The sequence below is a fragment of the Methylobacterium sp. ME121 genome, from assembly GCF_000974725.1.
In the GTDB taxonomy this organism is placed as follows: Bacteria; Pseudomonadota; Alphaproteobacteria; order Rhizobiales; family Beijerinckiaceae; genus Methylobacterium; species Methylobacterium radiotolerans.
Map to the genome: position 1 here is coordinate 41,986 of NZ_BBUX01000024.1, position 21,338 is coordinate 63,323.

The 21,338-nt window shown below is 72.1% G+C and carries 22 protein-coding genes; 16 read left to right on the top strand and 6 right to left on the bottom strand.

Annotated elements, in window-relative coordinates; all coding sequences use genetic code 11:
• Positions 1 to 21 precede the first annotated feature (21 nt).
• The 5 genes from ftsZ (at position 22) to ME121_RS16510 (ending at position 6,439) form a co-directional block, all read left to right on the top strand.
• Entirely contained in the window at positions 22 to 1,812 is a 1,791-nt protein-coding gene (ftsZ, locus tag ME121_RS16490; RefSeq protein WP_059409212.1) for a cell division protein FtsZ, read from the top strand.
• A gap of 437 nt (positions 1,813 to 2,249) precedes the next feature.
• On the top strand, positions 2,250 to 3,197 hold the full coding sequence (lpxC, locus tag ME121_RS16495; RefSeq protein WP_012319317.1) for a UDP-3-O-acyl-N-acetylglucosamine deacetylase: 948 nt from the start codon (positions 2,250 to 2,252) through the stop codon (positions 3,195 to 3,197).
• 186 nt (positions 3,198 to 3,383) lie between these two features.
• Complete coding sequence (locus ME121_RS16500) at positions 3,384 to 4,265, top strand: outer membrane protein assembly factor BamD (RefSeq protein ID WP_012319316.1); 882 nt, start codon at positions 3,384 to 3,386, stop codon at positions 4,263 to 4,265.
• A gap of 183 nt (positions 4,266 to 4,448) precedes the next feature.
• The gene (recN, locus tag ME121_RS16505) at positions 4,449 to 6,122 is read left to right on the top strand and encodes a DNA repair protein RecN (protein ID WP_024830023.1); all 1,674 of its coding nucleotides are present in this window, start codon (positions 4,449 to 4,451) and stop codon (positions 6,120 to 6,122) included.
• A 116-nt stretch (positions 6,123 to 6,238) separates the two neighbouring features.
• The gene (locus ME121_RS16510) at positions 6,239 to 6,439 is read left to right on the top strand and encodes a hypothetical protein (RefSeq protein WP_024830024.1); all 201 of its coding nucleotides are present in this window, start codon (positions 6,239 to 6,241) and stop codon (positions 6,437 to 6,439) included.
• 16 nt (positions 6,440 to 6,455) lie between these two features.
• Here the strand turns inward: ME121_RS16510 and ME121_RS16515 are convergent, their stop codons facing one another.
• Positions 6,456 to 6,701 carry a hypothetical protein gene (locus tag ME121_RS16515; protein WP_024830025.1) on the bottom strand — a complete coding sequence of 82 codons (246 nt, stop codon included), beginning with the start codon at positions 6,699 to 6,701 and terminating at the stop codon, positions 6,456 to 6,458.
• Positions 6,702 to 6,957: 256 nt separating this feature from the next.
• Here ME121_RS16515 and pstS point away from each other — a divergent pair, with 256 nt between their 5' ends.
• The 6 genes from pstS to phoB all read left to right on the top strand — a co-directional run bounded on the left by pstS (position 6,958) and on the right by phoB (position 12,447).
• Positions 6,958 to 7,998, top strand: coding sequence for a phosphate ABC transporter substrate-binding protein PstS (pstS, locus tag ME121_RS16520; RefSeq protein WP_012319312.1), 1,041 nt, complete (start codon positions 6,958 to 6,960; stop codon positions 7,996 to 7,998).
• Between the two features lie 85 nt (positions 7,999 to 8,083).
• Positions 8,084 to 9,061 (top strand): phosphate ABC transporter permease subunit PstC, encoded by a 978-nt coding sequence (gene pstC, locus ME121_RS16525; protein ID WP_012319311.1) that lies wholly within the window; start codon positions 8,084 to 8,086, stop codon positions 9,059 to 9,061.
• 12 nt (positions 9,062 to 9,073) lie between these two features.
• On the top strand, positions 9,074 to 9,964 hold the full coding sequence (pstA, locus tag ME121_RS16530) for a phosphate ABC transporter permease PstA (RefSeq protein ID WP_012319310.1): 891 nt from the start codon (positions 9,074 to 9,076) through the stop codon (positions 9,962 to 9,964).
• Between the two features lie 22 nt (positions 9,965 to 9,986).
• Complete coding sequence (pstB, locus tag ME121_RS16535) at positions 9,987 to 10,802, top strand: phosphate ABC transporter ATP-binding protein PstB (protein WP_012319309.1); 816 nt, start codon at positions 9,987 to 9,989, stop codon at positions 10,800 to 10,802.
• A 108-nt stretch (positions 10,803 to 10,910) separates the two neighbouring features.
• Positions 10,911 to 11,630: a phosphate signaling complex protein PhoU gene (gene phoU, locus ME121_RS16540; protein WP_012319308.1), complete on the top strand. Its 720-nt coding sequence runs from the start codon at positions 10,911 to 10,913 to the stop codon at positions 11,628 to 11,630.
• Positions 11,631 to 11,751: 121 nt separating this feature from the next.
• A complete protein-coding gene (phoB, locus tag ME121_RS16545; RefSeq protein ID WP_012319307.1) occupies positions 11,752 to 12,447 on the top strand; it encodes a phosphate regulon transcriptional regulator PhoB in 696 nt (231 codons plus the stop codon).
• Positions 12,448 to 12,526: 79 nt separating this feature from the next.
• On the opposite strand, the gene ME121_RS16550 is transcribed toward phoB, so the two are convergent.
• Both ME121_RS16550 and ME121_RS16555 read right to left on the bottom strand, forming a co-directional pair.
• Entirely contained in the window at positions 12,527 to 14,701 is a 2,175-nt protein-coding gene (locus ME121_RS16550; RefSeq protein WP_012319306.1) for a protein-disulfide reductase DsbD family protein, read from the bottom strand.
• Positions 14,702 to 14,832: 131 nt separating this feature from the next.
• Positions 14,833 to 16,671, bottom strand: coding sequence for an aminopeptidase P family protein (locus ME121_RS16555; RefSeq protein ID WP_059409213.1), 1,839 nt, complete (start codon positions 16,669 to 16,671; stop codon positions 14,833 to 14,835).
• Positions 16,672 to 16,809: 138 nt separating this feature from the next.
• Between ME121_RS16555 and ME121_RS16560 the strand changes: the two genes are divergently transcribed.
• The gene (locus ME121_RS16560; RefSeq protein WP_012319304.1) at positions 16,810 to 17,064 is read left to right on the top strand and encodes a hypothetical protein; all 255 of its coding nucleotides are present in this window, start codon (positions 16,810 to 16,812) and stop codon (positions 17,062 to 17,064) included.
• Here ME121_RS16560 and rmf read toward each other — a convergent pair whose 3' ends face one another.
• Both rmf and ME121_RS16570 read right to left on the bottom strand, forming a co-directional pair.
• Positions 17,065 to 17,253: a ribosome modulation factor gene (gene rmf / locus ME121_RS16565; RefSeq protein WP_012319303.1), complete on the bottom strand. Its 189-nt coding sequence runs from the start codon at positions 17,251 to 17,253 to the stop codon at positions 17,065 to 17,067.
• Positions 17,254 to 17,303: 50 nt separating this feature from the next.
• The gene (locus ME121_RS16570) at positions 17,304 to 18,224 is read right to left on the bottom strand and encodes a 50S ribosomal protein L11 methyltransferase (RefSeq protein ID WP_024830030.1); all 921 of its coding nucleotides are present in this window, start codon (positions 18,222 to 18,224) and stop codon (positions 17,304 to 17,306) included.
• A gap of 278 nt (positions 18,225 to 18,502) precedes the next feature.
• Here ME121_RS16570 and ME121_RS33710 point away from each other — a divergent pair, with 278 nt between their 5' ends.
• The 4 genes from ME121_RS33710 to modB all read left to right on the top strand — a co-directional run bounded on the left by ME121_RS33710 (position 18,503) and on the right by modB (position 20,644).
• Positions 18,503 to 18,646 (top strand): hypothetical protein, encoded by a 144-nt coding sequence (locus tag ME121_RS33710; protein WP_164891278.1) that lies wholly within the window; start codon positions 18,503 to 18,505, stop codon positions 18,644 to 18,646.
• A gap of 214 nt (positions 18,647 to 18,860) precedes the next feature.
• Complete coding sequence (locus ME121_RS16575; RefSeq protein WP_244633107.1) at positions 18,861 to 19,001, top strand: hypothetical protein; 141 nt, start codon at positions 18,861 to 18,863, stop codon at positions 18,999 to 19,001.
• A gap of 119 nt (positions 19,002 to 19,120) precedes the next feature.
• Positions 19,121 to 19,936: a molybdate ABC transporter substrate-binding protein gene (gene modA / locus ME121_RS16580; RefSeq protein WP_012319299.1), complete on the top strand. Its 816-nt coding sequence runs from the start codon at positions 19,121 to 19,123 to the stop codon at positions 19,934 to 19,936.
• 15 nt (positions 19,937 to 19,951) lie between these two features.
• Positions 19,952 to 20,644 (top strand): molybdate ABC transporter permease subunit, encoded by a 693-nt coding sequence (gene modB, locus ME121_RS16585; RefSeq protein ID WP_012319298.1) that lies wholly within the window; start codon positions 19,952 to 19,954, stop codon positions 20,642 to 20,644.
• Positions 20,645 to 20,674: 30 nt separating this feature from the next.
• Here modB and ME121_RS16590 read toward each other — a convergent pair whose 3' ends face one another.
• Positions 20,675 to 21,331, bottom strand: a complete 657-nt coding sequence (locus ME121_RS16590; protein WP_043073738.1) for a glutathione S-transferase — start codon at positions 21,329 to 21,331, stop codon at positions 20,675 to 20,677.
• Between the last annotated feature and the right edge of the window lie 7 nt (positions 21,332 to 21,338).

Here is a 21,338-nt window from a genome sequence, read left to right on the forward strand (position 1 = left end):
GTTAGCGAGAGGCTCGACACCATGGCCATCACCCTCCAGGCGCCGGACATCCGGGAACTCAAGCCCCGCATCACCGTCTTCGGCGTCGGTGGCGCCGGCGGCAACGCCGTCAACAACATGATCGAGTCGGGCCTGCTGGGCTGCGAGTTCGTCGTGGCCAACACCGACGCGCAGGCGCTCACCTCCTCGAAGGCCGAGCGGGTGATCCAGATGGGCCTGGGCGTGACCCAGGGCCTCGGCGCCGGCTCGCACCCGGAGGTCGGCTCGGCCGCCGCCGACGAGGTGATCGACGAGATCCGCGACCAGCTCTCCGGCGCCCACATGTGCTTCATCACCGCCGGCATGGGCGGCGGCACCGGCACCGGCGCCGCCCCGGTCATCGCCCGCGCAGCCCGCGACATGGGCATCCTGACGGTCGGCGTCGTGACGAAACCGTTCCAGTTCGAGGGCATGCGCCGCATGCGCACCGCCGAGTCCGGCATCCAGGAGCTGCAGGCCGCGGTCGACACCCTGATCGTGATCCCGAACCAGAACCTGTTCCGGGTCGCCAACGAGAAGACCACCTTCGCCGACGCCTTCGCGATGGCCGACCAGGTGCTCTACTCGGGCGTCGCCTGCATCACCGACCTGATGGTGAAGGAGGGCCTCATCAACCTCGACTTCGCCGACGTGCGGGCGATCATGCGCGGCATGGGCAAGGCCATGATGGGCACCGGCGAGGCCTCCGGCGAGAAGCGCGCCAACCGCGCCGCCGAGGCCGCCATCGCCAACCCGCTCCTCGACGATGTGTCGATGAAGGGCGCCCGCGGCCTGCTGATCTCGATCACCGGCGGCTCGGACCTGACCCTGTACGAGCTCGACGAGGCCGCCACCCGCATCCGCGAGGAGGTCGATCAGGACGCCAACATCATCCTGGGCGCCACCTTCGACGAGAGCCTGGACGGCATCATCCGCGTGTCGGTGGTCGCCACCGGCATCGAGCCGGCCCTGATCTCGGCGAACTCGCCGAACAACCCGGCCATCGCCGAGACCGAGCAGCGCATCGCCGAGGTTGCCGAGCGCCTGCGCGCCGAGGCCCGCTCGCGCGCCGCCTCGCCGGTGCCGAGCATCCGCACCGAGTCGGTCGCCCCGGCGCCGAGCTCCGCCCCGGCCCCCGCGCCGCTCTCGGCCCCCGAGATGCGCCCCGAGTCGCGGATGGAGACCCGCATCGAGTCCGCCGCCCCGGTGACCCGCGACGACGTCGTGCTCGCCCCGGTCCAGGCCCGCGCCGCGGCGCCGTTCGTCCCGGCCCCCGCACCGCAGCGCGTCGAGGCGGCGCCCGCCGTCGAGGCCGGCCCGTTCGTGCCGCCGCGTCCGGCCGCCCCGACGGGCACGCCGCTCGCCCGCGCCCCGCGCATGCCGCAGATCCACGAGCTGCCGCCGATCGCCCAGACGCAGATCATGGCGAACCGCGCTGCCGAGGAGACTGCCCCGGAATCCAAGCGGACCTCGCTGCTGCGCCGGCTCGCGACCGTGGGCTTCGGCGGCCGCCGCGAGGACATGGACGGCGCCCCGGCGGCCCGTCCGGCCTCGGCCGTCGCCCCGCAGCCGCACATGAGTCAGCCGCACATGGCTCAGCCGCACATGGGTCAGCCGCACATGGCTCAGCCTCACGTGCCGCCGGCCCCGCGCACTCCGGCCGCGCCCGCGGTCCCGCAGTACCGCCCGGCCCAGGGCAACCTCGACGCGCAGGGCCGGGTCGCGCCTCAGCCGCGGATGATGGACGACGATCAGCTCGAGATCCCGGCCTTCCTCCGCCGCCAAGCGAACTGACCGGTCCGGGTCTCCAACACGGCCTGGGGCTGGCGGGAAACCGCCGGCCCCTTCGCGCTGCAGCAAAGCAACTCATGGTTGTTGCAGTGGTATGGTGACTTCGACAAGGCTGTGCACCGCGCCTCCCGAGGCGGGGCGCATGGTGCATCCGCGCCACAGAACGGCCGCGGGTTAGTCACGTATTAACCAACCTTTAAGCCATTGGTGGAGCAGCGCTTTGCGGTGACGGACCGCTAAGCGTGTCTGTAACAGACCGTAAGAATCCGTGATTTGGCTGCCCTGTGCGGCGCAGCTATAGAAACCATGTGATCGAGACGACACGCGGCAGGACACAACCTGATCGCGTGGGCTAGGGCATCAAGCAGCGGACGGATCAGTCAGTTTCTCCTCACCTCCAGTCGGGGTGACGGGATCTGGTCGCGCCCGGGGGCTAAGGAATGCGAACGCATAAACAGACGACCCTCAAAGGGCCGGCGACTCTCTCGGGGATCGGAGTTCACTCCGGCAACCCCGCCGAGATCACCATCCGACCCGCTCCGGCCAATCACGGCATCGCCTTCCTCCGCACCGGTACCACCCACGGCAACGATCGCCTGATCAAGGCGCATCACGCCCTCGTCTCCGCCACCGAACTCTGCACTGTCCTGGGCGACGTCGAGACCGGCGCCGTCGCCACCGTCGAGCACCTGATGTCCGCCCTCTACGGCCTGGGCGTCGACAATGCTCTGATCGAGATCGACGGCCCCGAGATGCCGATCCTCGACGGATCCGCGCTCCCCTTCGTCCAGGCGATCGACCAGATCGGGATCGCCACCTGCGACACGCCGCGCCGCTGGCTCAAGATCCTCCGACACGTCCGCATCGAGGCCGGGACATCCTTCGCGGAGCTGCGCCCGATCGATCGCGGTTTCCGCCTCGACGTCGAGATCGATTTCGAGAGCCCGGTGATCGGCCGCTCCCGCAAGGCGATGGACCTGTCGCCCGCCACCTACCGCCGCGAGATCGCAGGCGCCCGCACCTTCGGGATGATGCGGGACGTGGAGCGCTACTGGAAGGCCGGCTTCGCCCTCGGCGCCTCGCTGGAGAACACCGTGGCGGTCGGCGAGACCGCGGTGGTCAATCCCGAGGGCCTGCGCTTCCAGGACGAGTTCGTCCGCCACAAGATCCTCGACGCCATCGGCGACCTCGCCCTGGCCGGCCTGCCGATCCAGGGCGCCTACCGCTCCTATTGCGGCGGCCACCGGATGAATGTCGGGGTGCTGTCCGCCCTCTTCGCCGACCGGGCGAACTACGCCGTCGTCGAGGCGCAGGGCTCGCGCCGCGAGACCGTGCTGTCCGAGCTCGGCGTCGGCCTCGGCATCGCCGCCTTCGCGGGCGACCTGTAGCCCTGTGACCGGCGGGACACAGCCCGCCACCGATCCTGGCCGCCGCAGCCTTGCCGCTTTCGTGCCCGAATCGAAGGGCAGGGTTTAACGGTCCGTGAACGGCGGGCACGGCCCGGGGCGGGCCGGATCCACCCACGCGATGGCATGACGGCGCGAAACGGCGCCGGTTCCGGGAAAGAGCGCCAGATGCCTGTCACCATTCGTCATCGCCGGGCAGCGGCCTTCGCGGTGCCCTTCGTGGCCGTCCTCGGCCTGGGCCTCGGCGGCTGCGACTTCGACCCGACCAGCATCTTCGCCGAGAAGTACAAGCCCGAGGTCGTGCCGGACGTCCCGGCCGACAAGCTGTACAGCGACGGTCTGGCGAAGCTCGAGGACAGCGACTACGAGGGCGCAGTCAAGAAATTCGACAATCTGGACAAGCAGTACCAGTATTCCGAGTGGTCCCGGAAGGCGCTGCTGATGACGGCCTACGCCAATTACGAGGGCCAGAAGTACGACGACGCGATCAGCGCCTCGAAGCGCTACCTGCAGCGCCACCCGGCCAGCAAAGATGCCGCCTACGCGCAGTATCTGATGGCGATGTCGAACTACAAGCAGATCCCGGACGTCACCCGCGACCAGGAACGCTCCGAGAAGGCGCTCGTCGCGCTGCAGGAGCTGGTCCAGAAGTACCCGACGTCGGAATACGCCGCGGACGCGAAGGCGAAGATCCAGATCACCCGCGACCAGCTCGCCGGCAAGGAGATGGAGATCGGCCGCTTCTACCTCGAGAAGCGCAATTTCCCGGCGGCGATCAACCGCTTCCGCGACGTGGTCGCCAAGTATCAGACCACGCGGCACGCCGAGGAGGCGCTCGAGCGCCTGACCGAGGCCTACTGGGCGCTCGGCATCACCCAGGAGGCGCAGAACGCCGCCGCGGTGCTCGGCCACAACTTCCCGGAGAGCCCCTGGTACAAGGACGCGCACGCGCTCCTGGCCCAGAACGGGGTCGAGCCCCGCGAGGAGAAGAGCTCGTTCCTCTCGAAGATCTTCCGCACCGTCACCGGCAAGACCGCCTCGGCCGAGTAGGCCGCCCGGCCCGCCCGGGGCCGGGACGCGAGAGATCGAGGCCCGGAGCCGCCGCTCCGGGCCTTTCCCATTGCGGCCCCCGGCGCGTTGCACCATCCGCGCGGTGCGACGCATTTTTGGGGTGAATCCGAGCCGCGGCGGCCTTATGTCTGCGGTCCCATCCTGAGGAATCCCCGTCGCCGCATGCTGGCGCAGCTCGCGATCCGCGACATCGTCCTGATCGACAGGCTCGAACTGAATTTCCGATCGGGGCTCAGCGTCCTGACCGGAGAGACGGGCGCGGGCAAATCGATCCTTCTCGACGCCTTCGCCCTGGCGCTCGGCGGCCGCGGCGACGGCCGTCTGGTCCGCCACGGCGAGGCGCAGGGCGCGGTCACGGCCGTGTTCGATCTGCCCCTCGATCATCCGGCGCGCCGGATCGCGGCCGAGGCCGAGATCGACACCGAGGGTGACCTGATCCTGCGCCGGACCCAGATGGCGGACGGCCGGACCCGCGCCTTCGTCAACGACCAGCCCGTGGGCGTGCAGGTCCTGCGGGCGATCGGCGCGGCCCTGGTGGAGATCCACGGGCAGCACGACGACCGGGCGCTGGCCGACCCCGCCTCGCACCGGGCGATCCTCGATGCCTTCGGCGGGCTTCAGAGCCAGCTCGCCAAGGTCGCGGCCGCGTCGCGGGCCGTGCGGACGGCCCGCACCGAGCTCGCCGAGCACCGCGCCCGCGTGGAGGCGGCCCGCAAGGAATCCGACTTCCTGCGCCACGCCGTGGAGGAGCTCGCCGCCCTCGCGCCGCTCGCGGGCGAGGAGGCCCAGCTCGCCGAGCGCCGCACGATCATGCAGCAATCCGAGAAGGTCGCGCGCGAGCTCAACGAGGCGCTCGAGGCCGTCGGCGGCCCCCACTCCGGCGTGCCGCACCTCTCGGCCGCTTTGCGCAAGCTGGAGCGGCGCGCCGCGCAGCTGCCGGCCCTGGTTGACCCGTGCGTGAACGCCCTCGACGCCGCCATGGTCGCCCTCGACGAGGCCCGCGCGGTGCTCGAGGCGGCGGTGGCCGAGACGGAGTTCGACCCCCGCGACCTGGAGCGCGTCGAGGAGCGGCTCTTCGCCCTGCGCGCCGCGTCGCGCAAGTACGATGTCCCGGCCGACGACCTCGCGGCCCTGGCGGAGCGCTACGCCGGCGACGTGGCGGCGATCGATGCCGGCGAGGCGGCGCTGGCCGGGCTGGAGCAGGCGCTCGCGACGGCGGAGGCCGCCTATACCGAGGCGGCCGAGAAGCTCAGCGCCGGGCGGCGCCGGGCGGCCAAGCAGCTCGACGCGGCCGTGAAGGCCGAGCTGCCGCCGCTCAAGCTGGAACGGGCCCGCTTCATCACCGAGATCGCCACGGACCCGGACTCCCGCGATCCGGCGGGAACCGACCGGGTCGAGTTCTGGGCCCAGACCAATCCCGGGACCAAGCCCGGCCCGATGATGAAGGTCGCCTCGGGCGGCGAGCTGTCGCGCTTCATGCTGGCGCTGAAGGTCGTGCTGGCCGACAAGGGCTCGGCCCCGACGCTCATCTTCGACGAGATCGATACCGGCGTGGGCGGCGCGGTGGCGGACGCCATCGGGATGCGGCTCGCGCGGCTGGCGGCCACCGTGCAGGTGGTGGCGGTGACCCACGCCCCCCAGGTCGCCGCGCGGGCCGAGACGCATTTCCTGATCGCCAAGGCGCCGGTGAAAGGGGCCAGCCGCGTCGCCACGCGCGTGGCGAGCCTGCCGGTCGCCGAGCGCCGGGAGGAGATCGCCCGGATGCTGGCGGGCGCCACCGTCACCGACGAGGCCCGGGCGGCCGCGGCGCGGCTCCTGCAGGGCGCCGACGCGTAGTCGGGCGACAACCTTAACCGTTGGTTGAAGGTAATGATTCGTTAACCATTCATCGTGAGAGTACGGCCATCCCGGTACCGCGGCAGGTTTGGGCGGTGGAAGGGCGGGAGGGAGCCATGAAGCCGTCAGTCGTCGAGTCCGATGGGTCTCTGCCTGCGGGACAGCCTCTGAAGCGGGCGGTCGACACCCGCCAGCTCGGCCTCACGCTCCGCACGGTCTACGAGGGCAGCGTCGACACGCAGCCGATCACCGACACGCATGTCGAGCTGCTCCTGCGCCTGCGCCAGAAGGAGCGGGAGCTGCGCCGGGCGGTCTGACCCGGCACCGCGGGCGCTACCAGCGGCGCGCGCCCGGCCGCCGACGATACTCGGCCGCGCGAATCAGCGTCAGCACCCGGTCGAGGCTCACCAGCAGCTCCGCCTCCTCGACGCGCGCCGCCGACGCCGCCTCCGGATCGCGGCTGAATTTCTGACGGGCCTGCGCCAGCGCCAGGGCCCGCTCCACGGCTTCCCGCTCGGCGTGCAGGGCCTGCCAGGCCGGATCGGATTCCGTCGCTGCACCCACCTCGTCGCCGCCCACGATCCGCGCGTCCTTCTGCTGCCGGCTGCCGCTCCTGGCAGAGAGGAACGCGCGAGAGCCCGGAACCGTGCCGCGCCCGGGCGGAGCGCCGTGTCACCCCGCGTGTCATCCGGGTGTCATCTACTTGTCGTAACCGCCCGGCCATCGGGCGGCCGGCGCTGGGTCTCTTCGGAAGATCGGCCGCAGGGCTCTGCCGCGGGCATGGGCTTGCCGGCGGGGCAGCGCAGGCTCTTGCCCGACGGCAACGGAGATTCCTTTGAGACCCTTCGCTTACGCGCTCGCCGTCGGCCTCGCGACGGTTCAGCTGGCGTCCGCGGCGCTCGCCGCCGATATCACCGGCGCTGGCGCCACGTTCCCCTTCCCGGTCTACTCCAAGTGGGCCGAGGCCTATCGCAAGGAGACCGGCTCGGGCCTCAACTACCAGTCGATCGGCTCCGGCGGCGGCATCAAGCAGATCCAGGCCAAGACGGTCGATTTCGGCGCCACGGACGCGCCCCTGAAGGCCGAGCAGCTGTCCAAGGACGGCCTCGTCCAGTTCCCGACCGTGATGGGCGGCGTCGTGCCGGTCGTGAACATCCCGGGGATCGAGCCGGGCAAGCTCAAGCTCACCGGCGACGTGCTGGCCGACATCTACGCCGGCAAGATCGCGAAGTGGAGCGATCCGCGGATCGCCAAGCTCAATGACGGGCTGAAGCTCCCCGACGCCAACATCACCCCGGTCTACCGCTCCGACGCGTCGGGCACGACCAACATCTTCACCACCTACCTGTCCCAGGTCTCCGAGCCCTGGAAGAAGGAGTACGGCGCGGCCACGACGATCTCCTGGCCGGTGGGTCAGGGCGGCAAGGGCAACGAGGGCGTCACCGCCACCGTGAAGCAGGTGCCGAACGCGATCGGCTACGTCGAGTCGGCCTACGCCAAGCAGAACAAGCTCTCCTACGCCCTGCTGCAGAACAAGGCCGGCAAGTACCCGCAGCCCGACGACAAGGCGTTCCAGGCCGCGGCCGCCAGCGCCGACTGGAAGGCCGCCCCGGGCTTCGGCATCTCGCTGACCAACCAGCCGGGCGAGGAGGCGTGGCCGATCACGGCGGCGACCTTCATCCTGGTCCACAAGGACGCCGCCGATCCGGCCAAGTCCGCCGCCGTGCTGAAGTTCTTCGACTGGGCCTACAAGAACGGCGACAAGCTCGCCACCGACCTCGACTACGTCCCGCTGCCGGACAACGTCGTCGAACTGATCCACCAGGAGTGGAAGGACGTGAAGGGCAAGGACGGCAAGCCTGTCCTCAACATGTGAGCGTGGCCGGGAGGAGGTGAGAACCTCCTCCCTCGCTTCCGGGAACGCAGCGCGCTACCACGCCCCCCTTCGCAGAGAACCGCGGATGCCCGCTTTGACCGAATCGATCGCCCTCGGCCGAACCCGTACCGCGACCGCGCGGAAGGCGCCGAGCCGGAGCCTCGACACGCTGTTCCGGACCTGCTCGTACGGCGCGGCCCTGCTGGTGCTGCTCGTGCTCGCCGGCATCCTCGGCTCGATCCTGTACGGCGGCTGGCCCGCCTTCCGCGAGTTCGGCTTCGGCTTCCTGACCTCCAGCGCCTGGAACGTCGGGACCGAGCAGTACGGCGCCCTGGTCGCGGTGATCGGGACCGTCGCCTCCGCCTTCCTGGCCCTGCTGATCGGCGTGCCGGTCTCGCTGGGCATCGCGGTCTACCTCACCCAGCTCTGCCCGGGCTGGGCCCGCAAGCCGGTCGCCATGACGATCGAGCTGCTCGCCGCCGTGCCGAGCATCATCTACGGCATGTGGGGCCTGTTCGTGTTCGCGCCGCTCTTCGCGCGCTACGTCCAGATCCCGGTCTCGAACCTCGTGGAGGGCATGCCCATCGTCGGCACGCTGTTCTACGCCCGGGTACCGTCGGGCGTCGGCGTGTTCACCGCCGGGATCATCCTGGCGATCATGATCGTGCCGTTCATCGCCTCGATCGCCCGGGACATGCTCGACCAGATCCCGACCGTGCTGCGCGAGAGCGCCTACGGCATCGGCTGCACCACCTGGGAGGTCGTGCGCCACGTGCTGGTGCCGCAGGCGGCGGTCTCGATCATCGGCGCGATCATGCTCGGCCTCGGCCGGGCGCTCGGCGAGACGATGGCGGTGACCTTCGTGGTCGGCAACGCCAACCGGCTCTCGGCCTCGATCTTCGACCCGAGCTCGACCATCGCGTCGCGCATCGCCAACGAGTTCAACGAGGCGGACGGCCTTCAGCTGAACGCGCTGATGGCCCTGGGCTGCATCCTGTTCGTGATCACCTTCGTGGTGCTCATCATCGCCCGGCTGCTGACGCGCCGCGTCAAGGCCGCCTGAGGAGCACGCGCGATGGTTTCCTCCAGCACGATCGCCCCGGCCGCCCAGCGCCGCCCCGGCCGCGTCCGCCAGGGACGCCGCGTCGCCGACCGGGCCCTGCGCGTCGCCTGCACCGCCGCGACGGTGGTGGGCGCCCTGGTCCTCGGCTCGATCCTGGTGATGCTGATCGTCCAGGGCGTGCGCGGCTTCACGCCCACCCTGTTCACCAACCCGACCCCGGGCCCGGGCTCCGAGGGCGGCGGCATCGCCAACGCGATCCTGGGCAGCCTCGTGCTGACCGGGATCGGCATCCTGATCGCCACACCGGTCGGCGTCATGGCCGGGACCTTCCTCGCCGAGTACGGGCGCGGCTCGAAGCTGGCGGCCCTGATCCGCTTCCTCAACGACGTCCTGCTCTCGGCGCCGTCGATCCTGATCGGCCTGTTCGTCTACACGCTGATGGTGCGGCCGATGGGCACCTACTCGGGCTGGGCCGGCGGCGTGGCGCTCGCGATCATCGCCGTGCCGGTGATCGTGCGCACCACCGAGGACATGCTGCGCCTCGTCCCCGGAACCCTGCGGGAGGCCGGCGCGGCGCTCGGCGCGCCGCCCTCGACGGTGATCATGAGCGTGACCTGGCGGGCGGCCTCGGCCGGCATCGTCACCGGCATCATCCTGGCGCTCGCCCGCATCGCCGGCGAGACCGCGCCGCTGCTGTTCACCGCGCTCAACAACAATTCCTGGTTCTCGGCCAACCTGATGGGCGGCGTCGCGAACCTGCCGGTGATGATCTACCAGTTCGCCCTCTCGCCCTACCCGAACTGGCAGGGCCTCGCCTGGGCGGGCGCGCTCCTGATCACCGCGACCATCCTGGCGCTGTCGATCATCGCGCGCCTCGTGATCAAGCCGCAGGCCTCGCGCTGAGCCCCCTTTCGAGGACACGACGATGAACGCCGCCTCCGCGATCCCGACGGTCGAGCTGAACCGCAACCGCGCCGAAGAGGGCGGCCCCGTGCGGATCGCCGTCAAGGACCTGAACTTCTACTACGGCAGCTTCCACGGGCTGAAGGACGTCAACCTCAACTTCCACGACCGGCAGGTGACGGCGCTGATCGGCCCCTCCGGCTGCGGCAAGTCCACCCTGCTGCGCTGCTTCAACCGGATCTACAGCCTCTACCCGGAGCAGCGCGCGGAGGGCGAGATCCTGCTCGACGGCGAGAACATCCTCAGCCCCTCCGTCGACCTGAACGAGCTGCGCTCGCGCATCGGCATGGTGTTCCAGAAGCCGACGCCGTTCCCGATGTCGATCTACGACAACGTGGCCTTCGGCCTGCGCCTCTACGAGAAGCTGCCGAAATCCGAGCTCGACGGCCGGATCGAGGAATCGCTGCGCAAGGCCGCCCTCTGGGACGAGGTGAAGGACAAGCTCCGGCAGCCGGGGACCGGCCTGTCGGGCGGCCAGCAGCAGCGCCTGTGCATCGCCCGGACGGTGGCGCAGCGTCCGGAGGTGATCCTGTTCGACGAGCCGACCTCGGCCCTCGACCCGATCTCCACCGGCCGCATCGAGGAGCTGATCGAGCAGCTGCGCGACGAGTTCACCATCGTGATCGTCACCCACAACATGCAGCAGGCGGCGCGCATCTCGCAGTTCACCGCCTTCATGTATCTGGGGCAGCTCGTCGAGTTCGGTCCGACCAACCGGATGTTCATGAATCCGACGGAGCGCCGCACGCAGGACTACATCACCGGCCGCTTCGGCTAGTCTGCCGGGCCGCTCCGGTCCCGGGACCGCCGCTCGCGTCTCCGGCGCGTCGGCGGATCCGCAAACCTCCCGGAGGGCCGTCCCCGGGACCCCATCGAAGGATCCGCCATGCCCGGCCATATCGTCACCTCCTACGACACCGACCTGGAGAACCTGCGTCGCTCGATCTCGGAGATGGGCGGCGTCGCCGAGAAGATGACCGCGGAGGCGACCGATGCCCTCGTGCGCCGGGACGACACGCTCGCCCAGGCGGTGATCCTCGCCGACAAGCGCCTCGACGCGCTGCAGCGGGACATCGAGGAGCGCGCCGTGCTGCTGATCGCCCGGCGCCAGCCGCTGGCGATCGACCTGCGCGAGACCATCTCGGCGATCCGCGTCTCCGGCGATCTCGAGCGGATCGGCGACCTCGCCAAGAACGTCGCCAAGCGCGTGGTGGCGATCTCCGACCAGGCTCCGGCCCAGAAGATCGTGCTCGGCGTGCGCCACATGAGCGACCTCGCCGAGGGCCAGCTCAAGGACGTGCTCGACGCCTACGCGAGCCGCGACGTCCAGGCGGCCCACGACGTCTGGGAGCGCGACGGTGAGATCGACGCCCTGTACAATTCCCTGTTCCGCGAGCTCCTGACCTACATGATGGAGGACCCGCGCAACATCTCGTTCTGCACGCATCTGCTGTTCTGCGCCAAGAACGTCGAGCGCATCGGCGACCACACCACCAACATCGCCGAGACGATCCACTACCTCGCCACGGGCGAGACCCTGGCGGGCGACCGGCCGAAGAACGACGCGTCGAACTACGCGACGGTGGACGGACTCCAGGCGCCGTGAGCCCCCGACCCCGGCCTTCCTGCGGGCATGGCCGGGGCCAGTAACCGTGCAGGTTGAGGCCGGGCGGCGCCTCCTGCACCATCCGCGGGACCGCCGGTAGAACGAGTCGTCGAACGTGAGCATGCAAGTCCTGATCGTCGAGGACGAGGAGGCGCTGACCACGCTGCTGCGCTACAACCTGGAGGCCGAGGGCTTCCTGGTGGATTCGGCGGCGCGCGGCGACGACGCCGAGCTGCTCCTGGCGGAGCGGATCCCGGACCTCGTCCTGCTCGACTGGATGCTGCCCGGCCTCTCCGGGATCGAGCTGTGCCGCCGGATCCGGGCGCGCCGGGAGACCGAGCGCCTGCCGGTGATCATGCTCACCGCCCGGGGCGAGGAGGGCGACCGCGTCCGCGGTCTCGGCACGGGCGCCGACGACTACATCGTCAAGCCGTTCTCGGTGCCGGAACTGCTCGCCCGGATCCGCGCGCTGCTGCGCCGGGCCAAGCCCGCCCACGTCTCGGACCGGCTGGCGGCGGGCGATTTGGAGCTCGACCGCACCGGCCACCGCGTCCGTCGCGGCGGCGAGGAGCTGCATCTGGGCCCGACAGAGTTCCGGCTGCTGGAATTCCTGATGCTGGCGCCGGGCCGGGTCTTCTCCCGCGAGCAGCTCCTCGACGGGGTCTGGGGCCACGACGTCTACATCGACGAGCGCACGGTGGACGTGCATGTCGGGCGGCTGCGCAAGGCGCTGAACGGCCCGCGCCAGGCCGACCCGATCCGCACGGTCCGCGGCTCGGGCTACGCCTTCGACGAGACCTTCTCGCTCGAGGCCTGAGGAGGCCCCATGGACTGCCGGAGCGACAGATCGCTCCGGCGCGCCGTCTCTGCTCAGGCGCCCGAGACCGCGGACGGGTTCAGCGCGCCAGCGCCGCGCTCCGTCCCGCGGCGGCCGGCACCGCCTCCAGCGCCGCCAGGACCGTCCCCTCGGTCAGGATCTGCGGGAGCACCTGGGGCTCCCCCGTCCCGGTGTAGAGCAGGTAGAGCGGGACGCCGCTGCGCCCGTGCTTCTCCAGGAGGCGGGTGATCTCGGGGTTCTGGTTGGTCCAGTCGCCCTTCATGTAAGTCACGCCGCGCTCGGCCATCGCGGACCGCACCGCCCTGGTGTTGAGCGAGGTCGCCTCGTTGACCGCGCAGGTGATGCACCAGGCGGCGGTCATGTCGACGAAGACGGGGCGGTGCGCGTCGAGAAGGGCGTCGAGGCGCGCCTGCGTGAACGGCTCGACCCCGTCGGCGGCGGCCTGCGCCGCCGGCGCGGCGCTGCTCCGGGGCAGGGTGACGGCGAGGGAGGCGACCGCGATCAGCGCCAGCGCCGCGGCGGCCTGCGCGATCCGACCCGTCCGCGGCGCGGCGGCGCGGCCGTGCTCCCAGGCCCAGGCGGCGAAGCCCACGAGCACGAGGCCGATCAGCGCCGCCAGCTGCCCGCGCGGGTCGACCTGCTGCGCCAGCACCCAGATCAGCCACGCGACGGTGGCGTAGACCGGGAAGGCCAGCACCTGCTTGAGGGTCTCCATCCAGGCGCCCGGCCGCGGCAGTGCCCGCAGGGCCGGCGGCCAGAGGGTCAGGAGCAGGAAGGGCAGGGCGAGGCCGAGGCCGAGGCTGGCGAAGACGGCGAGCGCCACGCCGGCGCTCTGGGTCAGCGCGAAGCCCACCGCCGAGCCCATGAACGGCGCCGTGCAGGGCGTCGCCACCAGGGTGGCGAGCACGCCCGTGAAGAACGAGCCGCTCAGGCCGGCGCGCCGGGTGAGGCCGTCGCCGAGGCCGGCGAGCCGCCCGCCGACATGGACCGCGCCGGAGAGACTCAGGCCCATCGCGAACAGCAGGTAGGCGAGCCCCGCGACCACGGCGGGCGATTGCAGCTGGAACCCCCAGCCGATCGCGGCCCCGCCGCTCTTCAGGCCGATCAGCGCGGCGGCGAGCGCCAGGAAGCTCGCCAGGACGCCGGCCGTGTAGGCGAGGCCGTGGAGCCGCAGCCGGGCCGGCCCCTCGCCCGCGTGCCGCACGAGGCTCAGGACCTTGATCGACAGGACCGGGAAGACGCAGGGCATCAGGTTGAGGATCAGGCCGCCGAGGAAGGCGAAGGCCGCGGCGGTCGCGAGGGTCAGCGCGTCGAAGTCGGAGGTTGCCGGCGCGGTCGAGGCCGGGTTCGGCGCGGTCGGGGCCGGCGCCGCGGCGGCCGGGAGCACCGGCTCGTCGCCGTACGCGAAGGCGAGCCGGCGGGTCCCGGCGGCGTCGACCTCGTCGACCGTCAGGACGCCGGGCAGCGCGGTGGGCACCGGATCGGTCGGGCTGCTCCGCGCGAGGGTCAGGTGCAGGCCGGTCTCGTCGACGGTCATCACCTGGGCGGCGGCGTTGTCGATCGCGGTCTCGGCGTAGGGGAAGTACGCGGCGTTGCGGAGCGCCTCGGGCTTGAGACCGGTCGCGGCGAAATCGAGGCGCAGGGTGTCGCCCTGGCTCGACAGGCGCAGGGGCCAGAGCGCCGGCACGGGCAGCGCGGCGCGCGCGCGCGCGAACAGCGCGGCGCTGGCCGGGTCCGGCTCGGCCTTGCCCACGGGCAGAGTCAGGGCGAGGTCGGCCGAGCCGGGGACGCACTCGGTCTCGCAGACGAGGTAGGTCAGTTTCGCCTGGATCCGCACCGGGTCCGCCGGGTCGAGGCTCGGCGGCGGCGTCACCGGCACGAGGAGCGTGACCTCGCCCTCGTAGCCGTAGTTCATGAGGGTCGCGATCGGGATGCGCTCCGGCGCCGGCCACCGGATCGCGCCGGCGTTGAAGCCGGCCGGCAGGGTCCAGGTCACCTCCGGGGGCAGGCCGGAATCGCCCGGATTGCGCCAGTAGACGTGCCAGCCGGGCTTGATCTGCATCCGCACGGCCAGCGTGAAGGGCTGCGCGCCGGCGACCGCGGCGGGCTCGGCCACGAGGCTCGCGCGCACGAGGTCCGCGGGCGTGCGGAAGCCCTGCGGAAACCCCTGCGCCGCGGCGGCCGAGAGGCTCGCGGCGAGGGCCAGGATCAGGATGGCGAGGCGGCGGATCATGCTGTCCCTTCGCGCGCGGGGCGGTCGCGGTTTCACGCGCGGCGTCTCTCGCCCGGCGCGGGCGTTTCCGTGGCGCCGGGTCTTACCATGGACCGCGTCCGGGGTCCCGTCCGGGGTCCCGTGCGGCCGGCTCACCCCTCCAGCGGCGCCGTCGCCCGCTCCAGCCAGTCGCGCGCGGCGGTGTCGAGCCCGGGCGCCAGGGTCTCGCGCACCCGGGCATGGTAGGCGTCGATCCAGGCCCGCTCCCCGGGTTCGAGCAGGTCCGGCCGGATCAGCCGGCGGTCGTAGGGGGCGAGCGTCAGCGTCTCGAAGCCGAGCATCGGGCGCTCGCCGCCCGCGATCGCGCGGGACTCGACCAGGACGAGGTTCTCGATCCGGATGCCGTAGGCGCCGCGGGCGTAGTAGCCCGGCTCGTTCGACAGGATCATGCCGGGCTCCAGCGCCACCGTGCCGGTCTTGGCGATCCGCTGCGGCCCCTCGTGCACCGACAGGAAGGCGCCGACGCCGTGACCGGTGCCGTGGTCGAAGTCGAGACCGGCCTGCCAGAGCGGCGCCCGCGCGAAGGCGTCGATCTGGGCGCCGGTCGTGCCGACCGGGAACACCGCCCGCGCGATGGCGACGTGCCCCTTCAGCACGCGCGTGAAGCGGTCGCGCATCTCGGGGCTCGGCGCGCCGACCGCGACCGTGCGGGTGATGTCGGTGGTCCCGTCCGGGTACTGCGCCCCGGAATCGATCAGGAACAGCTCGCCCGGCCGGACCGTCCGGTCGGTGGCGCGGCTCACCCGGTAGTGGACGATCGCCCCGTTCGGTCCGGATCCCGAGATGGTGGGGAAGGAGACCTCGCGCAGGTCGCCGCCCGTGGCCCGGAAATCCTCCAGGGCCTCGACGGCGGCGATCTCGGTGAGGCCGCCGGCCGCGGCCGCCCCGTCGAGCCAGGCGAGGAAGCGCACGACGCTCGCCCCGTCCCGGACATGGGCGGCGCGGGCGCCCGCGATCTCAGCGGCGTTCTTGACCGCCTTCATGCCGGTGATCGGGTCCTTGCCGACATCGGCCGTGCCGCCGGCGGCCTCGATCTTCTCCTTCAGGGCGACGGCGCCGGTCGACGCGTCGAGGCGGACGCGCACGCCCGCCAGGGACGCCAACCCGTCGTCCAGGTCCGCCCGCGGCAGGATCTCGGCGACCGGCGCGAGCGCGGCCCGCAGGGCCGGATCGACGTTCGGCGAGACGAGGAACAGCCGGGCCGGCCCCTCGCGCGGAAGGATCGCGTAGCCCAGCGCCAGGGGCGTGTGGCCGACGTCGGCCCCGCGCAGGTTGAAGGCCCAGGCGAGATTGTGCGGGTCGGAGATCACCAGGGCGTCGCAGCCGCCCTCGGCGAGCGCCGCCCGGATCCGGCCGAGCTTGTCGGCGGACGCCTCGCCGCACAGCGCGTCCGGGTGGACCACCACCGGTCCGGCCGGCGGCCGCGGCCGCCCGGCCCAGACCGCGTCGACGAGGTTCGGCACCGCCCGCACCGCGCCGCCGGCGCGGGTCACGGCCCGCTCCAGGCGCGCCAGACCGTCCGGCGTGTGCAGCCACGGATCGTAGCCGAGCACCTGATCGCGCCGCAGGTTGGCGCCGATCCAGGCCTCCGGCGTCGTTTCGGCGAGCGGTACCACCGTGACGAGGCCGGTATCGACCTGCTCGGGCGCCTGCAGGGTGTAGCGCCCGTCGACGACCAGCGCCGCCGACTCCATCAGGATCACGGCCGTCCCGGCCGAGCCGGTGAAGCCGGTGAGCCAGGCGAGCCGTTCGGCGTCGGCGGGAACGTATTCGGACTGGTGCTCGTCGGCCCGCGGCACGACGAAGCCGTCGAGCCCGGTCTCGCGCAGGGCCGCCCGCAGCGCCTCGATCCGCTCGGCGCCCTTCCGGTGGCTCGGGTCGTCGAAGCTCTGGAAGCGCTGACGCGGTCGGGACGTGCGGGTCTCGGTCATCCGCGGAGCCTAGCGCCCGCCGCTCCCGCGTCGCAACACCCTGTTCTCACGACAAAGAGGTCGGTCGGAGGTCGGTTGCGGTGCTTAAAAATCGTTAGCAATCTTATCACGCCGCGGATTTTCGCTTATTACTCAGACATGCCCCGCCGCGTTTACTACCGGATCAGCGACAGACCCGACGGCCGCTTCGACGCCGTCGTGACGATCGAGCCCGACACGGTGGTCCGCCGCGACGGTTTCGACTCGCTCGCCGAACTCGAGGAGTGGATCGACGGCCTGCGCGCGCTGATGGCGGCGCTCGGCGCGCCCGTGTCACAGGTGGACGCGGCGGGGGCGCCGGCCGAGACCGCGGACGAGCCGGATCGGCCGGGCCGGCTGCGCACCGCGCGCTGATCAGCCGTTCGTGACCGGCAGGTCCGGCGCGCGATCCGCGGGCGCGCCGTCGTAGCCCTCGATCCACGCTCGGCGCGCGGGCGAATCGGCCGGATAGGGGCAGGCATCCTTGGGACGGCCCTGCGCCCGGGCGCGGGCGCCCTCGGCGATCGGGTCCGCGGGCGGATCGTGGAGCGACGTCTGGCTCATGGCCGGACAACACGCCGGCGCGCGCGGAGTTCTGGGCGGTTCCGCGCGGTTCAGCGCCGCGGACGCGGTGCCGCACCGCCGCGCGTCAGGACCAGGGCGACCCACCCCTCGATCACGCCGCGCCGCACGAGGGAGAAGCCCTGGAGGCGGTAGGCGGAGAGCACGCCGGGCACGTCGCGCTCGATCAGGCCCGACAGGACCAGCACACCCTCGGTGGCGACGACCCGCGCCAGCGTCGGCGCGAGGAGCCTGAGGGGCCGGGCCAGGATGTTGGCGAAGACGAGATCGAAATGGCGCGACCGGTCGGCGAGGCGGTGGCGGACCCCGGGCCCCTCGTAGAGCTTGAGATAGGGGCCGAGCCCGTTGGCGCGGGCGTTCTCGCGGGCCGTGCGCACGGCCTCCGCGTCGAGGTCGCCGGCCACCACGGGCTGCCGCAGGGCCCTGGCGGCCGCGAAGGCGAGGATCCCGGTACCGGTACCGACGTCGAGGACGTGGACCGGACGCCGGCGCTTGAGCTCCGAGACCAGGGCGCGGAGGCAGCCCAGGGTCGTCCCGTGATGCCCGGTGCCGAAGGCGAGGGCGGCCTCGATCTCGATGGCCAGATCATTGCCCCGCACGGAGTCGCGGTCGTGCGCGCCGTGGACGAGGAACCGGCCGGCCCGGACCGGCTTCAGGCCCTCCAGCGACGCGCGCACCCAGTCCTGCTGCGCGATCGTGCGGAATTCCGCCGCGTCGGCCGCGTCGCCGATGACCGGGCGGATCAGCGCGCGGATGTAGTCCTCGTCGGGCGCGTCCGCGAAATAGGCCTCCAGGCGCCACGTGCGCCCGTCCTCGTCCTCGAAGGCCGCCACCGCGGTCTCCGTGGGATCGAACATCTCGCCCAGCAGGTCGGTCATCGCGCGGGCCGAGCGTTCGTCGGTCAGCAGACGCAGGACGTGGGACGGGCGGTGGGGCGGCAGGCCTTCGAGCATGGTGCCCGGCTGTAACGCCGGGCCGGGCCGCAGCCCAGGGGCTGACGCGAAAAAATACGGGCCCGGCAGGGGCGGGGCGGCGGAGCGGACCGGCGGCCCGACCCGTTGTTGCCGGACAGTCACAAGCGCCAATACTTATCTTTCCCGCGACCCAAAGCAGTGTCCACAGCCACTGCGTGTGCTTAAACAATCTCGGCTTCCCCAAGGCCAGACCCTCAACTCGGGCGCGCCGCTCGTTCCGGAGCGGCGCGCCGGTTTTGACAGACGATCGTGCCGCCATGACCGCGCCTCTCCTCATCAGCGTCGCCTTCGCGGCCGTGACCACGGCCGCGGCCACGCTCTGGGCGGTGCTGGTCGCGAACGGCATGAACGGCCTGCCGGAGACGCGCCCGACCGAGCGGCACGACATCCGCACCTGGTGAGGTCGCGCCCTCAGATTCGCGCGAGCGGGTGCCCAGGAATGCGGCAGGATGGTCGCGCGTTAACCAAATGATGTACCGCAGCCGCGGAACCGGCCGCTGACAGCGGCGTTTTTGCCGGCTTTTTACGTGAATCACGATTGAGCAGGGTGCGTACAGCGTGACCAAGTCCCGGCGTTCCGGCCCCCGCGGGCCCGTGGTCGTCAACGGTGCGGCCGTGCCTGCCCGACCGCGCGAGCGGATCTTCGGCGGCCCCGCACCGGACGGGCCCATCCCGGGCCATCTCCTCGTCCTGCTGAGCCGCCTGCATCGGGCAGAGGCCGAGCCCAAGGACCGGCAAGAGGCCGAGCTCGGCTGACGTGACGGGAGCCGCGCCACCCCTCGGGGCGGCCGGCCCTTGGCCGAGTGTCCGCGCGCGCCTATGATCCCCGTCGTTCCCCGCCGTATATAGCGGGTCGCGACCGGGAGTTCCCACCGATGCCCCTGACCCGACGGATCCTGGTCGCCGGCGCGCTCGCGGCCCTGACCCTCGCGCCGACGGACAGGGCCGCGCGAGCGGACGCACCGGTCGTCGTGTTCGCCGCCGCGAGTCTCAAGAACGCCCTCGACGACGCCGCCGCCGCCTGGACGAAGGCGACCGGCAAGACCGCGCGGATCTCCTACGCCGGCTCGAACGCCCTCGCGAAGCAGATCGAGGCGGGGGCGCCGGCGGACCTGTTCATCTCGGCCGACCTCGCGTGGATGGATTACGTCGACCGGGCCGGGCTGCTGAAGGCCGGCTCGCGGATCGACCTCCTGCGCAACGCCCTGGTGCTGATCGCCCCGGGGCCGAAGGACAGCGCCTCGGATCCGCAGGTGGCCCTGGCGCCGAACCTCGGCACCACGCTGACGCGGATGCTCGGCGGCGGGCGGCTGGCGATGGCGACGATCGACGCCGTGCCCGCCGGCAAGTACGGCAAGGCCGCCCTGGAGAAGCTCGGCGCCTGGGACGCCGTGAAGGGGCAGGTCGCCCAGGCCGAGAACGTGCGCGCCGCCCTCCTGCTGGTCGCCCGGGGCGAGGCGCCGCTCGGCATCGTCTACGCCACCGACGCGGCCGCGGACCCGAGCGTCCACGTGGTCGCGACCTTCCCGGCCGACAGCCACCCGCCGATCGTCTATCCGGCGGCGGTGACCCGGGAGTCGCGCAACCCGGATGCCGGGACGCTGCTCGGCTACCTGCGCGGCCCGGAGGCCCGGGGCTCCTTCGAGCGCCAGGGCTTCACGGTGGTCGCGCAGCCCGGCGCCAGCCAGTAGCGGCGCGCCGCCCCCTTGCTCGGCCTCACGCCGGACGAGTGGACCGCCGTCGGCCTGAGCCTGCGGGTGGCGACGGTGGCGACGCTCGCGAGCCTCGTGCCCGGGCTCGCCGTGGCGTGGCTGCTGGCGCGGCGCCGGTTTCCCGGCCGCGCCCTGCTGGACGGGCTGGTCCACCTGCCGCTGATCCTGCCCCCGGTCGTGACCGGCTACCTGCTGTTGCTGGCCTTCGGCCGGCGCGGCCCGCTCGGCGCGCCCCTCGCCGAGATCGGCGTGGTCTTCTCCTTCCGCTGGACCGGGGCGGCGCTGGCCTGCGCGGTGATGGGTTTCCCGCTCATGGTGCGGGCGATGCGGCTGTCGATCGAGGCCGTGGACCGGCGCCTGGAGCAGGCGGCCGGGACCTTGGGCGCGAACCCCTTCGCGGTGTTCCTGACGATCACGCTGCCGCTCAGCCTGCCCGGCTGCCTCGCGGGGGCCGTGCTGGCCTTCGCCAAGGCGATGGGGGAGTTCGGCGCGACCATCACGTTCGTGTCGAACATCCCGGGCGAGACCCAGACGCTGCCGTCGGCGATCTACACGCTGACGCAGGTCCCCGGCGGAGAGGGGCCGGCCCTGCGCCTCACCCTGATCTCGATCGCGCTGTCGGTCACGGCGCTGCTGGTCTCGGAATTCCTGGCGCGGCGGGCCGGTCGGCGCCTGGGGGCGGGCTGAATGGCGACCGATCCGGGGCGGGACGCCCGCTCAGGCATACGCGTAGGGACCGCCCTGCTGCAGCGCCCGCCGGTAGGCCGGCCGGGCGTGGATGCGCGCGAGCCAGTCCGCGACGCGCGGGCCCGCGCCCGTGCCGCGCGCCGCGAAGGCCTCCAGCGGGAAGCTCATCAGGATGTCGGCCGCGGTGAAGTCGGCGCCGCAGAAATAGGGTCGGCCGGCGAGCTCCGCCTCCCAGAAGGCCGCGTGGCGGCGCAGGTCCGGATCGACGAAGCCCCGCAGCACCGTGTCGGCGATCCGGCGGACGAGGGGCCGCAGCGGCCAGGGGCTACCCGGCGCCAGCCGCCCGAAGACGAGCTTCAGCAGCAGCGGCGGCATCGCCGAGCCCTCGGCGTAATGCGACCAGTAGACGTAGCGCCGCCGCTCCTCCGTCCCGGGTCCGGGCACCAGCCGCGCGCCGGCGAGATCCGTCAGGTAGGCGACGATCGCGCCGGTCTCGGCGACCACCGTCCCGCCGTCGGTGATCACCGGCGCCTTGCCCAGCGGGTGGACAGCCAGGAGTTCGGGGGGCGCGCGCAGGGTCCGCGGATCGCGGGCGTAGCGGATCACGCGGTAGGGCAGCTCCAGTTCCTCCAGCAGCCAGAGCACGCGCTGCGAGCGGCTGTTCTCGAGGTGGTGGACCGTGATCATCGCGGGC

Coding starts and splice junctions, on each gene's coding strand:
- ME121_RS33710 (WP_164891278.1), top strand. CDS start 18,503: ATGACCGCGCCTCTCCTCATCAGCGTCGCCTTCGCGGCCGTGACCACG.
- ME121_RS16590 (WP_043073738.1), bottom strand. CDS start 21,331: ATGATCACGGTCCACCACCTCGAGAACAGCCGCTCGCAGCGCGTGCTC.
- ME121_RS16500 (WP_012319316.1), top strand. CDS start 3,384: ATGCCTGTCACCATTCGTCATCGCCGGGCAGCGGCCTTCGCGGTGCCC.
- pstC (WP_012319311.1), top strand. CDS start 8,084: ATGCCCGCTTTGACCGAATCGATCGCCCTCGGCCGAACCCGTACCGCG.
- pstA (WP_012319310.1), top strand. CDS start 9,074: ATGGTTTCCTCCAGCACGATCGCCCCGGCCGCCCAGCGCCGCCCCGGC.
- modA (WP_012319299.1), top strand. CDS start 19,121: ATGCCCCTGACCCGACGGATCCTGGTCGCCGGCGCGCTCGCGGCCCTG.
- ME121_RS16570 (WP_024830030.1), bottom strand. CDS start 18,224: ATGCTCGAAGGCCTGCCGCCCCACCGCCCGTCCCACGTCCTGCGTCTG.
- ME121_RS16510 (WP_024830024.1), top strand. CDS start 6,239: ATGAAGCCGTCAGTCGTCGAGTCCGATGGGTCTCTGCCTGCGGGACAG.
- ME121_RS16550 (WP_012319306.1), bottom strand. CDS start 14,701: ATGATCCGCCGCCTCGCCATCCTGATCCTGGCCCTCGCCGCGAGCCTC.
- lpxC (WP_012319317.1), top strand. CDS start 2,250: ATGCGAACGCATAAACAGACGACCCTCAAAGGGCCGGCGACTCTCTCG.
- ME121_RS16560 (WP_012319304.1), top strand. CDS start 16,810: ATGCCCCGCCGCGTTTACTACCGGATCAGCGACAGACCCGACGGCCGC.
- ME121_RS16555 (WP_059409213.1), bottom strand. CDS start 16,671: ATGACCGAGACCCGCACGTCCCGACCGCGTCAGCGCTTCCAGAGCTTC.
- rmf (WP_012319303.1), bottom strand. CDS start 17,253: ATGAGCCAGACGTCGCTCCACGATCCGCCCGCGGACCCGATCGCCGAG.
- phoB (WP_012319307.1), top strand. CDS start 11,752: ATGCAAGTCCTGATCGTCGAGGACGAGGAGGCGCTGACCACGCTGCTG.
- ftsZ (WP_059409212.1), top strand. CDS start 22: ATGGCCATCACCCTCCAGGCGCCGGACATCCGGGAACTCAAGCCCCGC.
- recN (WP_024830023.1), top strand. CDS start 4,449: ATGCTGGCGCAGCTCGCGATCCGCGACATCGTCCTGATCGACAGGCTC.
- phoU (WP_012319308.1), top strand. CDS start 10,911: ATGCCCGGCCATATCGTCACCTCCTACGACACCGACCTGGAGAACCTG.
- pstB (WP_012319309.1), top strand. CDS start 9,987: ATGAACGCCGCCTCCGCGATCCCGACGGTCGAGCTGAACCGCAACCGC.